Raw genomic sequence first — 12,425 nt, forward strand, 5'->3', positions numbered from 1 at the left:
AACTGGGATTAAGCGCTCTACTAAGACGATGCCCATTCTAAAAAGACGAAAAAAAACGAAAAACCTTTCACTTCTTTGAATACTTCAGTCAATGACTCACATCTGAGTGTCTTGGGTCTTATTGACGATCAGATCGCGCAACCATTTGTGGCTCGGTTCTGAATCAAAGTATTTATGCCACAATAGGAACAAACCTCCCGGTACCAAATCGACCGGAACAGGCTTCATCACCAACTCTCCGCTATCAATGTAATCGCGTACCGAGTTGTATGGATAACACATTAATAAGTCGCTCTGCTTGCACAGCTTGATGGCACTGGTGATATCTGAAACGTTAGCCGCCTTGTTGATCTCCAATTGCTTAGAATTGAGCACTTCCATCAATAGCCAGTCACCCGCACCACCTGTCACCAACTGTATATGTCGATATTTCAAAAAGGTGTCGAGATTCCACTCCTCTTGCAACGCAGGATGGTCATTACGCATCAAACACACCGAGTAATCCAAGCACAGCTCGACGTAGTCAAGTGCATCAGGAATACACTGCACGTGGGTAGAAGCGCGCTCATCTAGCTCAAAAATACCGATCCCAAAATCCACTTCACGCTTTAATAATCGCTTGAAGCTGTCGCTGCTCCACGTTGAACTGTTAACGGTAATGTGAGGCGCATCCGCGAGCGCAGTCGGCATAAAGTGCGGATAAATCGCCGTGTAGGCGGTTTCGACAAGGTCTATAGTGAAGGTACGCTCACTGTCTTTAGGGTCGAAAACTTCGGGAACGGTCAGCTTTTCGATTTGCAGTAGGATTTGATGGATCTTAGGCGCTAACGCGAGTGCTTTGGGTGTGGGAAATAGCCCTTTGGATTCACGCTCAAATAGCGGATCATCAAACAAAGCTCTCAGCTTAGTGAGCTGTTTACTTACCGCTGACTGGCTCAAAAAGAGTCGCTCTGCTGTTTTACTCACACTTCGTTCTTCAATAAGAACATGTAGGCAAAGTAGCAAATTCATGTCGCATTTAAGTAAGCTTTTAACATCTACCATGATATTCCCTAAATTCAGGTTAATGATGATTAATTGTCACTTTAAATCATATCATGGTCTTGGTAAATTTAGCGCATGTGAGTTAACACGCTCAAATAATAATAGAATTAAGGAATACTCATGGATTTTCTAGCACTACCAAAGATTGATTTACACTGCCACCTAGACGGAAGTGTTCGCCCAGATACGATTATTGACCTAGCAAAACAGTACAATATCGAACTACCTGAAGATCGCGACGCGGTTGTTCAATCTCTAACGGTGCCAGAAGATTGCAAAAACCTAGATGAGTATCTGGCTTGTTTCAGCCTGCCGCTACAAGTGATGCAAACTGAAGAAGCGATTGAGCGTATCTCTTTCGAGCTTTACGAAGACGCTGCACTAGAAAACGTTAAGTACCTAGAAGTTCGTTTCGCACCAATCCTGCACGTAAACAAGGGCTTGTCTCTTGATACGATCATTGCAAGTGCAGTAAAAGGCATGAAGCGTGCAGAAGAGAAATACGACATCAAGGGCAATTACATTATGTCTGTACTTCGTATGTTCCCGAAAGATTCAATCAAAGACGTGATCGACGCAGGCCAACCTTACCTAGGTAAAGGTGTGGTTGCGTTTGATATTGCTGGCGGTGAAAAGCCGGGCTTCTGCGCTGAATTCCCTGAGTACACACAATACGCTCTTGAAAAAGGCTACCGCATTACAGTTCATGCTGGTGAACAATGGCACGGTCAAAACGTTTACGATGCAGTGACAATGCTTGACGCTGAGCGTATCGGCCACGGTGTTCACATCCAAGGTAACGAAGACGCGTACAACATCGTTAAAGAGAAGCAAGTTGCGCTTGAGACTTGCCCAACAAGTAACGTTCAAACTAAATGTATTCACAAATTCAGCGACCACCCAATTGCTGAGTTCAAGAAAGACGGCATCGTTGTGACTATCAACACAGACAACCGTACTGTGTCGAACACAACCATGACTAACGAAGTGAAGCGTGTATGTGAAACGTTCGGTCTAACTAAAGAAGACTACGCAGAGATCTACAAGTACTCTGTAGACAGCGCTTTTGCTTCAGACGAAGTGAAACAGCACCTAATGGGTTTCGTTGAGCAAATCTAATTTGCGAAACATAACTTAAGCTGCCTAACCTTGTATTTAGGCAGATAATGCATTTAAGGCTCTCAATTTTTTGAGAGCTTTTTTTTGTTCTATTAAATGGAATAAAAAAGTCGAGAATATAAGCATCGGCACCCAATTGATACCGACCCTTTTCACATCATCTGTCACTCTTTTCACTTAAAAATAATGACGAGCAAGGTGTCAAAGACTAGTGTCACATAGAAATCATTTCTGTAGGGTTTGATCATCACATGAATATTAGTTACGAGCAGGTACGAACATTTGTTGCCGTTATCGAGACAGGTTCGTTTAGTGCAGCTGCTAGGCACTTAAACAAGCACAGAACAACGCTTGGTCAGGTCATTAGTAATCTAGAAATCGAAACGAACATGACTTTGTTCGACCGCAATGGAAAATTCCCAGTGTTAACTGAGCATGGTCATGCACTGTTTCGGCACGCCAAAAGCCTTAATGACAGCTCGATAGCATTCGAAAATCTATGCATGACTATTGAGTCAGGCGTTGAGAGTAACATTACGATTTACCATAGCGGATTGGTTCCATCAGAAATGATTGCATCCGTAATGATGGATATAAGAAAAGAATATCCTTATGTAAATGTGCACTGGCTTCATCGAAGTACTGATCAAACAAGGGATTCTCTACAAACGGGAGAGACTGATTTGGGCATTGTTCTGCTAGATAACAATACCCAAGGCGCAAGCTCCACAGACTATGTACATCTAATGAGCATGCCATTCAAGGTGGTCGCAAGCCCATCTTTTTTCCCTAATTCAAAACAAAAGCTAAACGCACGAGATCTAGGTGCACATCGTCAGATACTGCTTGAAGACTACAACGATATATCTAGGAAAATCATCGTTTCTCCCAATATCCAAAAAATAGAAAATATTAGTATTTTCATCGCACTATTGACGTTAGGTGAAGGTTGGGCTGTTGTACCCGCACACATTGTCGAAAACGAATTAAAACTCGAAAAACTCATTGAACTCAACGTTGAAGAACTGAATACAAAGCTTAGATTTCCATTAGCTATTTGGTCCATGAACCAATCGCAAAGTGGGCCTATTCGAAGCAAACTAATAGAATCGCTGTGCATACATGCCCGACAATATGAGGATCTAACCCTACAGATGTGATTATAACCTGACGGCGAAGTGACTTACTCTGGTTGCAAACCAAACAACCGGACAAGAACGTGAATCTAGTACCAAAACTTTCAAGTGTCATCTTATTACTGATTCTCTCGGGCTGCGCTTCATACAACGACGTATGTGGTGAGCCTCAAGAAGATTGGTCTGTCGTCGAATTTGCAGACTGGACAGCTTGTAGAGATAGGTTAAAAACGTTTCATGACGAATTATCGGCATTAACGACCTCTTCAATAGATCGCAATCAAAGTTACTCATTCTAAGTCACTACGAGTGGAGTCAGTGTATGAAATTAAAACTAGTCGCTATCGCATTATTGGTCGGACTAACTAGCGCAGCAGCCGTTCAAGCTTGCACTTCTGTTGCTTGGAATACTGATCAAGGAACGTTCACATCTCGAACTAACGATTGGATTGAATCCACTCAACCGACTTTAGGTGGTATCAAGAAAGGAGAGTTTCGCTACAGAGTGGACACTCACCCAAAGCCTAGAAACAGGCGACAGTATTTTTGAATACAACTTTGAAGAACATTGGAATATGGTTCAATTCAATGTGTACGAGCTCATGGGCAAAGAGTTTCGAGTCGATCTAATGAGTAGATAAATAAGTGAGTTGCCCATTTAGCTAGTCATCACACAATAATTATTACTATTGTTCATCTATGCATTCGTGGACAACGCGAAATTAATGGCTAACTTGAATAAAAACAGGAAGAGAAAGGCTGAGGCTTTTCTCTTTTTTTATGTCCAATTGTCCGTATTCTAATACCCATGTTGACTAGTGAGGTGCAAGCGATGAAAACGAAAACAGAACTCAAGAAAATGCTGTCCGGCGAGATTTTTGATGGCGCAGACCATGAGATTGACCACATGCGCACTCACGCCAGCAAGGCGCTATCAGACTTGAATCAATGTTCAGACGATACTCAGCTACCAAGTCTTCAGGCTAATCTGTTTGGTAAAGTAGGAAACAGCGTTGTCCGTCCCCCGTTTCATTGTGAGTTTGGCAAAACCATCGAAATTGGTAACGACACCTTTATCAACATGAACGTGGTAATGCTTGATGGCGCGAATATCAAAATTGGCAACAATGTATTGGTGGGGCCAAGTGCCCAATTTTACACGGCCTCTCACTCACTGGATCACCTCAGTCGTCGTAAGTGGGAGACTTTCTGCCTACCTATCACCGTCGAAGACGATGTGTGGATTGGTGGAAACTCGGTCATCAACCAAGGCGTAAAGATTGGTGCTCGCTCTGTTATCGCGGCGAACTCAGTGGTTAACAGTGATGTACCACCAGACTGCTTATACGGTGGCACTCCAGCCAAGTTGATTCGGCATTTGAATACTGAGCAACAAAGCGACTAGTTCAGAAGCAATCTAAGAAAGGCCATGTTTATCACTCAACATGGCCTTTCTTCCATTGATAAGGTGTAATCCCATTTGCTCGCTTAAACGCTCTTATAAATTGTGAGGCATCTGCGTATCCCAAGTGAAGTGCAATATCTGAGATCGAATAATCTTGCTCAGTCATAACGCGCTTGGCGAATTCAAAAGACAGAGCCTCTTTAATGGTTCGAAAGGTCGTCCCCTCTTCACTAAGCGCCCTTTGGATTGTACGCTTACCCATTCGGTTTATCTGACCAAACGAGACCAAATCTACATCTACTCGACCGATATAAGGAAGTAATGCTTGTGTCACCTTGATGGTAGAAGTAGTAGCCGTTGATACCGCTTTGATTGAGCAATCTCGATCAATGGGGCTATACGAAATGCACGTCTCAGTTTGGCCTAAATACTGTGGCGTTTCCGTTTGTATTCTTAACTCACTTAACTCACTTAACGCATTCGCCGACACTGAAACTAAGTCGTAGCGAATGGGCTTATCAATATCAATCTGCTGAGATTTAAAATAGGCGTGACTATAAACGATCAAAAACAGCTCGGCTTCGATACCATTCAGCGAGCTATTAGATACTAGAAATGAAAGCTTTAATAACTGTGAAGACGATTCAACTGACCATTGTTCAAACGGAAAAAGAGACAGAAAATCTTGAGCTGAAAGGTTAGAAAAATCGAGTTCGAGAGCGGCTCGTTGAGCACTGTCTAATAACGCAGAAACAAACACATCAGATGGTAATACCTTCCTCAAACCCTCTAAGAACTGCGTAAACACATTAAATGAGACATATTGAGCAGGTGAAGTATCCATTGAAAATGGCATGTTCACTTGAACTGCGAGCGCTTCTATCGCGGCGTGATATGGAGCTAATGACTTATCTTCTCGGACGCACTGCTGAAAATGACTCCAACACTCTTCGCAATCAATGGTAATTCAAGCATCAGTTCACGGTTCCTTTGTCTTGATCAAAACAGGTTAAATCCACAACTCAACCCAACTATCGGCATCAATTTTTTCATCAATACCGGCTCTAAGTTCAGTGGCACAAAATGCACATTTAACTTTTCTAGCTTAGCTACTATCACCTCAAGTTAACAAGAGGCGCTTTAAGTTTTTAGCATTAAGGCGAAATCACAGTTCAGGACGTAACGCTTTGATTACAAAGTATGACAGGGTTATCAATTTAAATAACTCGACGATACCGTCAGGGTCTACTATTAATCTAGGCATAAATATAAATGGACTTAAGCCCGTAATTGAGAGGTTTTCATTTTTAAAAAGATAACGTTAGTAGCAGCAAGCATTGCAATGAGTGTTGGTGTTGCACAGGCAAGTGTTGAGAGTAAGACCTGGCCTGCATCAGACAAGGCTAAAACATTTGTCCAAGACACCATTGTCATCGGTATGCTCGCGAGCCCTTACGGTGCAGGTTGGCAGGACGAGCAACAACTGTTGGATTACTTCCAAGATGCTCGTGATGCAGGTATTACAGGGCATGAATACACCATTACCGCTGCTGATCACAACTTTGATGACTTCTTGTTTCACCATCATAAACACCGCTCTGCGATGGCAAAACAACCTGATAATTTCATCATCGCGCATTCCAATAATGACATTGAAAAAGCGCACACCGAAGGAAAAACTGCCGTGCTTTGGAACAGTCAAACTGCCACTATTTTGGAAGAAGATGTGACCAAAATGGCGATTCTAAAAGACATGGGCTTAAAAAGCATGATCTTGGCGTATAACGACATTTTCAGAACAGGTTCAGGGCAATTAGCAGCATTTAACGGTAGAGATATAGGCTTAACACCTTGGGGAGAATCTGTTATTGATTCGATGGTCGAGTATCAGGTCATTCTCGATCTCAGCCACACAGGCTCAAAGACAGCAAATGACGCAATGGATTACATGGAAGAGAAGTATCCTGGAACCCCATTTGTTTACACTCACTCAGTGCCAGCAGGGCTTTATAAGTGTGAGCCAGATGCAACACCACAAGGTTGCTACCGCGCTATTCCTGACGATGAAGCGATACGCGCGGCTAAATCAGGTGGCTACGTTGCTCCAACCTTCACCGAATGGATGATGGACGGCGTTTGGCCTGAAGATATTTCTCCAGTGCAAGCTGCTGATATGATCGATTACTACGTGAAATTGGTAGGCGTTGACCACGTAGGTATCGCAACTGATGATATGTTCTCTACCGCGATGGTTGTGGACTTCGCAACCAAGAACGCGAAAATGTACGACGATGGCGGCTACATGATTGAGGCATTCAACAAAGGCGCTACCGGTAATGGCGAACTGTCGAAGATCCTAGCGGCGATTACTGATGAACTGTGGAAACGCGGTTACAGCAACGATGATCTTGCTAAGATCTACGGTGGTAACAAGATGCGAGTGTACGCTCAAGTATCTGAGGGCGCTGACCCTGACGAGTTCCAAAAAGAGTATACAAAGCGTCTAAAAGCGCTCACCAAGTTAAGAAACGAAAACTTAGCTATGTAGCTCGCTACTAAGAAGGCTCAAACACTCGAAGCACGTCCTATTAGTCGTGCTTTTTTATTAGCTACTTGCAGGTGACCTCGCCTTCACGCTTATCTAATCAAGAAAGAGAATGAAGTCACACACCCAGAAGTAGCCCTCGAATTCGCCCTCCAAAACACCCTATTTCTCATCATCTAATTGGCCTTCTATGTTAGAATTATCGGCTAGTTCGGAATGCGCTGAGTCTCTGATTTAGTTAACTATAATTTAATCACCATGAGTGCTTTTTTAAGTTTTTAGAATGAAAAAATATGAATTAGTTGTTCAAGATATTGTGAGCAAAATTTGCCAAAACAGTATCAGCCATAAGCTTCCTGCAGAACGAGAACTATCTGAAATATATGGATTATCTCGTTTCACGATTCGTAAAGCACTAGCCAAGCTAGAGGCTATTGGCATGGTGAAATCTAAGGTGGGTTCTGGTTACTTCGTCAACACTTCTCTCATTGGTACACCACTGGTGTACAACTCCATCACTGAAAACAGTTTTGAAGAGATCTCTTATAAAAAGCTCCAGCTAAATAAAGCGCTACCCGATAACCACGAACAGCAGATTTTTTCTTTAGACGACAATGACTACATTTGGAAAATTAGACGTCTTCGATTGATTAACAATAAAGTAGTTCAGATTGAAGAAGCCAAGATCCCTGTCAGTGTCTTCCCAGAGATGAATGCCGAGATCATTGAAAGCTCAATCCAGAAACATGCGCTAGCGAAAGGCCTTCAGATCGATAGCTACTTAACGACGTATCAAGCGATCAGTGTTTCTAAAGAAGATGCGGAGTTGCTCGGCTGCAAAAAAAATGCGGCGGCGATGAATATCACCAACCGAGGTTTCTTAGCATCGGGTGAACTGTTCATCGTCAGCGACATCATCGACATCAACTACCAATGCACCTACCACACGCCTTTTAACAGTGAGAGCATGAGCTTCCGAGATAAGAAGTAATAATTTATTTAGATGCCCACCATTTTAGTTAATTTAAATAACTAACCCAGTTAAGTATTTACAATCAATAGCCTATCAGTTAATAACTGTACTTAAATATTTATTAGTTACAATCTTGCTAACTAAAAATAAATTATAGACCTTTGATAAATTTAATTGAGTAATTAATACTAGTCAAAAAAAATGGCCGCTTTAAGCGGCCATTTTAATTAACTCGATGAGTTATGGAGTGTGAATCGCGCCATCAGGAAGGCGACTTTGAGTCCACTCGTGGGGGCGATACATAACAGGGAACTCGGCTGCAACCTCTCGGTCGATTTCAACACCAATACCTGCTATTTCAGAAGCGTATAAGTAGCCATTAATTGGCTCTGCAGCGTTCGGGAATACCTTGTGCGTATTCTCGTTGTACTCGACATGTTCTTGAATGGCGGCATTGTGTAAATGCACATTCAAATGCGTGTTTACCGCTGCACCAATTGGCGTCATATCTGGTGGACAATGCCATGCAATACGAATACCGAAGTTCTGACATAGATGGCCTAGTTTCAGGGCTGGGGTAATACCACCAATCTGTGAAACATGACAACGAATGAAATCAATGCGGCGGTTAGCAATCAGTGATTTCCACTCTTCAGGGTTATTAAATAACTCCCCTAAACCTAATGAAACTGAGCTTTGGCTACGAATATTATCCAACCATTCCGTTTGATTTGGCGGCAGAATATCTTCAATGAAGTAAGGCTTATATTGCTCGACTTCTTTGGCAAATTGTATCGCTTGATTCGGGAATAGGCGCTCATGAACATCATGAAGAATATGGAATTGGTTACCATATTTCTCTCTCAACGACTTAAACATCGTTAGAGTATTGTCCATGTACTGATCTTGGTCGTAGTACGAGCCTTCAGTCGGGTTTTGAGTGGTATGCAAATCGGTTGGAACGCCGCCATAGAAACCAAGCTGACAACGAATGTGCTTGTAGCCTTTGTCTAGGAAAGATTCCACCAGCTCATAAATACCTTCCATTGTGTCGCTAGTCGCGTGTGTGTATACAGGAATAGCATCACGAGACTTACCACCAAATAATTGATGTAACGGCATACCCGCTAATTTGGCTTTTATATCCCACAGTGCCATATCAACACCGGAAATTGCATTATTGATAACAGGGCCATTTCGCCAATAAGCGTTGACCATCATCATTTGCCATAAGTCTTCAATATTATTGGCGTTTTTACCAATAATAATAGGTTTTAAATATTCATCGACCATTGTTTTCACAGCAAGCGGTCTTTGTTGGAATGTCGCACAACCAAACCCAGTCACGCCTTCATTCGTTTCAACTACCACGGTAATGAGATTGTGTCTGTCTGGCTTAGTAATAATACAATGGATATCAGATATAATAGTTTCTTTCACAATTAAATAACCTAAACTTAAGTCAACTCCTATTATCTAACCGCTTTAAAAACCACATTTCAAGCGCTAATTTTTCGTAAAAATAATTGGTACGTTAAGAGTATTTTTTTGATAAACAAAACATACCAATTGGCTAAAAACGGTGGAAAAATAATTTTTCGGATTTTAAGTGTGATTGAGATCTCTTTTTACTGCGTTGGATTTAAATTGATTGTCGTTATGATTGCTCGAGTTAAATATATTCCAATAACAGGTGTAGTATGCAAATGGTAGAAAAGAGTGATGCCGTTATTAATAACTCGAAGTCATCATCGAAAAATAAAAATTTCAAAGAAAATATACAGTTATTAATCACTGCACTTGGTGGTGAAGACAATATCGTGAGTATCACGCACTGTATGACAAGGCTGAGATTCAAATTAGCGGACGAATCGCTGGTAGACGAAGAAGCGATCAAGCAGATCGCAGATGTGAAAGGTGTGGTACTTCAACAAGGCCAAACTCAAGTCATCATCGGTGTTGAGGTCGAGAAGTGGTTCAATGCGCTATCAAACACTCAACAAGCTGACGCTAACCCTGCTGATGAGCTAGAGAAAGGCAAGCTGTTCCAAGGCGTGATGCGCATTGTCGCGGGTATCTTCGGCCCAGTAGTTCCAGCGATTGCCGGTGCAGGTATGTTGATGGGCCTGTTGTCTGGTCTTATTGCAACCAATGTTATCTCTGAAACTTCAGACACGGTTTACTTCTTCCGTTCAATTTCTGTCGCTGTGTTCTTCTTCTTGCCTATGCTGGTTTCTTTCTCTGCCGCTAAGGTATTCAAAGTAAACGAATACATTGCGCTTGCTGTCTCCTCTGCAATGCTAGCACCCAAGCTTGTAGATAAAGCGGCGATGCTAAAAGAGGCTGGCGCTGCACCTGAGCTGACGGTGCTAGGCGTAGTACCCATTGAACTGCTTAACTACGGCGGCGCGATTGTTCCTGCGATTCTAGCAATTTGGTTATTGTCTAAAGTGACTCCGTTAGTTGACCGTCTAGTTCCTTCTTCTGCGAAGCCTGTATTTACACCACTGCTTGCCTTTACGGTGACTTCAACCATCACACTATCATTTGTTGGCCCTGCGGGTATCTGGCTAAGTAATGGCGCAGGTTGGGTAATGAGTTCACTACTGGAGATCTCTCCGACGTTAACAGGCTTTGTGTTTGGTCTGACTCGCCCAATTACCATCGTATTTGGTATCCACCACAGCATGACGCCAATCAGCCTGAACAACTTTGCACTGTATGGTAAGGATTTACTTATGCCGATCATGTGTTTGGGTAATATGGCAATTGCAGGCGCGACAATGGCTATCTGGCATAAGCAACGTAAGACAGTTTCTAAAGAGCAATCTTCAATTACGATGGGCTCAAGTGTTACGGCTATCTTAGGCATCACGGAGCCAGCTCTATTTGGTGTCCTAACGAAATACACCAAAGCGATGATGACCGCGAGTTTGGCGGCAGGTGTGTTCGGTGCTATCTCGGTAACGATAGATACTCACTTAACCAGCTACATTCTGTCTTCTGTATTCAGCTTGCCAGCTTACCTTGCAGGCGGTACGCAAAACTTCATTCAGGCACTAATGGGTGTGGTGGGTGTGTTCGCACTGTCTTATGTTCTAACGCTATTGTTCGTAAAACTAGACAACAAGTAACACTGCCTCCCAACCTATTGGGAACAGAATCAACGTGGCTACCTTCCTTGTAGCCACGTTCCATCATTTATACCTAGCAATACCAATCTTTCTGTAAGGGCACACTATGAGCCACATTGCGATTATCGGCGAGTGTATGATTGAACTGAACGGCGCTCCATTCGGCACCATGCAACAAACCTATGGTGGAGATACGCTCAACGCCGCTGTTTATTTGAACCGAGGTACCACAAGCTATTCCTGTTCGACAGGTGCACCTATGATTCGTACCAGTTATGTCACGGCTCTAGGCTCAGACGCTATCAGCAAAGAGATGCTTAACCGATGGCAGGATGAAGGGTTATCAACCGATTTAGTGCTTATCGACGAACAGCGCTCGCCAGGCCTGTATCTGATTCAATTAGATGACGTTGGTGAACGCACATTTCTGTATTGGCGTAATGACTCCGCCGCTCGCTACATGGTACAGCACCCCGATTTCGATAAGATAGCCAACCAACTTCGTGATGTTGATATGGTGTTTCTGAGTGGTATATCCCTGGCGATACTGCCACACAACGATCAGCTAAAGTTGCTCACTATCATCGAGGGCCTACGTGAACGTGGCGTTACCATCGCCTTTGATAGTAACTATCGACCAAAGTTGTGGAGCTCAGAGGCCGCAACTAAAGAATGCTATCTATTGGGCTATAAAACGACCGATATAGCCCTAGTCACGTTCGATGATGAACAACTGTTGTGGAGTGATCAAACACCACAAGACACCATAACAAGGCTGCATGCACTCGGCGTCAAAACCGTTGTTGTAAAGCTTGGTGCTGAAGGCTGCTTGATCAGCGAAAACTCCGCAAGCGAGCCAGTAAAAATCACAACGACACCTGTCGAGACTGTGGTTGATAGCACCTCAGCTGGCGACTCTTTTAACGGCGGTTTCTTATCTTGCTATCTCGCAGGAGGTTCTATTGAAGAAGCCTGCCACCAAGGTAATGCATTAGCCAGATTGGTGATTCAACATCATGGCGCAATCATCCCAAAATCCATCACCGACACTCTTTCAAACTGATATTAA

Annotated in this window: 11 protein-coding genes and 1 pseudogene; 9 read left to right on the top strand and 3 right to left on the bottom strand. The window is 43.0% G+C overall.

What is annotated here, in order from left to right:
• Positions 1-96: 96 nt before the first annotated feature.
• Positions 97-1,044 carry a LysR substrate-binding domain-containing protein gene (locus AACT19_RS01695; protein WP_017082825.1) on the bottom strand — a complete coding sequence of 316 codons (948 nt, stop codon included), beginning with the start codon at positions 1,042-1,044 and terminating at the stop codon, positions 97-99.
• Between the two features lie 120 nt (positions 1,045-1,164).
• On the opposite strand from AACT19_RS01695, the gene add reads away from it, so the two are divergent.
• From add to AACT19_RS01720, 5 genes are all read left to right on the top strand, one after another.
• Entirely contained in the window at positions 1,165-2,163 is a 999-nt protein-coding gene (gene add / locus AACT19_RS01700; RefSeq protein ID WP_076644913.1) for an adenosine deaminase, read from the top strand.
• 251 nt (positions 2,164-2,414) lie between these two features.
• Positions 2,415-3,323 (top strand): LysR family transcriptional regulator, encoded by a 909-nt coding sequence (locus AACT19_RS01705; protein ID WP_076644914.1) that lies wholly within the window; start codon positions 2,415-2,417, stop codon positions 3,321-3,323.
• 59 nt (positions 3,324-3,382) lie between these two features.
• Positions 3,383-3,598 carry a hypothetical protein gene (locus AACT19_RS01710; RefSeq protein WP_004732361.1) on the top strand — a complete coding sequence of 72 codons (216 nt, stop codon included), beginning with the start codon at positions 3,383-3,385 and terminating at the stop codon, positions 3,596-3,598.
• Positions 3,599-3,621: 23 nt separating this feature from the next.
• Positions 3,622-3,849, top strand: coding sequence for a hypothetical protein (locus tag AACT19_RS01715; RefSeq protein ID WP_065680898.1), 228 nt, complete (start codon positions 3,622-3,624; stop codon positions 3,847-3,849).
• 282 nt (positions 3,850-4,131) lie between these two features.
• Positions 4,132-4,704, top strand: a complete 573-nt coding sequence (locus AACT19_RS01720; protein ID WP_076644915.1) for a sugar O-acetyltransferase — start codon at positions 4,132-4,134, stop codon at positions 4,702-4,704.
• 31 nt (positions 4,705-4,735) lie between these two features.
• Here AACT19_RS01720 and AACT19_RS01725 read toward each other — a convergent pair.
• Positions 4,736-5,679 (bottom strand): annotated as a pseudogene (locus tag AACT19_RS01725) (helix-turn-helix domain-containing protein).
• Positions 5,680-6,007: 328 nt separating this feature from the next.
• Here AACT19_RS01725 and AACT19_RS01730 point away from each other — a divergent pair.
• Together AACT19_RS01730 and AACT19_RS01735 are read left to right on the top strand one after the other, a co-directional pair.
• Positions 6,008-7,252, top strand: coding sequence for a dipeptidase (locus AACT19_RS01730; protein ID WP_076644916.1), 1,245 nt, complete (start codon positions 6,008-6,010; stop codon positions 7,250-7,252).
• 280 nt (positions 7,253-7,532) lie between these two features.
• The gene (locus AACT19_RS01735) at positions 7,533-8,240 is read left to right on the top strand and encodes a GntR family transcriptional regulator (RefSeq protein ID WP_076644917.1); all 708 of its coding nucleotides are present in this window, start codon (positions 7,533-7,535) and stop codon (positions 8,238-8,240) included.
• A gap of 222 nt (positions 8,241-8,462) precedes the next feature.
• On the opposite strand, the gene AACT19_RS01740 is transcribed toward AACT19_RS01735, so the two are convergent.
• Positions 8,463-9,662: an enolase C-terminal domain-like protein gene (locus AACT19_RS01740; protein WP_076644918.1), complete on the bottom strand. Its 1,200-nt coding sequence runs from the start codon at positions 9,660-9,662 to the stop codon at positions 8,463-8,465.
• A 260-nt stretch (positions 9,663-9,922) separates the two neighbouring features.
• Between AACT19_RS01740 and AACT19_RS01745 the strand changes: the two genes are divergently transcribed.
• Positions 9,923-11,356, top strand: coding sequence for a PTS transporter subunit EIIC (locus AACT19_RS01745; protein ID WP_019350787.1), 1,434 nt, complete (start codon positions 9,923-9,925; stop codon positions 11,354-11,356).
• A 106-nt stretch (positions 11,357-11,462) separates the two neighbouring features.
• Positions 11,463-12,419 carry a sugar kinase gene (locus AACT19_RS01750; protein WP_076644919.1) on the top strand — a complete coding sequence of 319 codons (957 nt, stop codon included), beginning with the start codon at positions 11,463-11,465 and terminating at the stop codon, positions 12,417-12,419.
• The last annotated feature ends 6 nt before the right edge of the window (positions 12,420-12,425 follow it).

The organism is Vibrio sp. 10N.222.47.A9, assembly GCF_963872585.1.
In the GTDB taxonomy this organism is placed as follows: Bacteria; Pseudomonadota; Gammaproteobacteria; order Enterobacterales; family Vibrionaceae; genus Vibrio; species Vibrio splendidus.

Coding starts and splice junctions, on each gene's coding strand:
- AACT19_RS01750 (WP_076644919.1), top strand. CDS start 11,463: ATGAGCCACATTGCGATTATCGGCGAGTGTATGATTGAACTGAACGGC.
- AACT19_RS01695 (WP_017082825.1), bottom strand. CDS start 1,044: ATGGTAGATGTTAAAAGCTTACTTAAATGCGACATGAATTTGCTACTT.
- AACT19_RS01735 (WP_076644917.1), top strand. CDS start 7,533: ATGAAAAAATATGAATTAGTTGTTCAAGATATTGTGAGCAAAATTTGC.
- AACT19_RS01705 (WP_076644914.1), top strand. CDS start 2,415: ATGAATATTAGTTACGAGCAGGTACGAACATTTGTTGCCGTTATCGAG.
- add (WP_076644913.1), top strand. CDS start 1,165: ATGGATTTTCTAGCACTACCAAAGATTGATTTACACTGCCACCTAGAC.
- AACT19_RS01720 (WP_076644915.1), top strand. CDS start 4,132: ATGAAAACGAAAACAGAACTCAAGAAAATGCTGTCCGGCGAGATTTTT.
- AACT19_RS01745 (WP_019350787.1), top strand. CDS start 9,923: ATGCAAATGGTAGAAAAGAGTGATGCCGTTATTAATAACTCGAAGTCA.
- AACT19_RS01715 (WP_065680898.1), top strand. CDS start 3,622: ATGAAATTAAAACTAGTCGCTATCGCATTATTGGTCGGACTAACTAGC.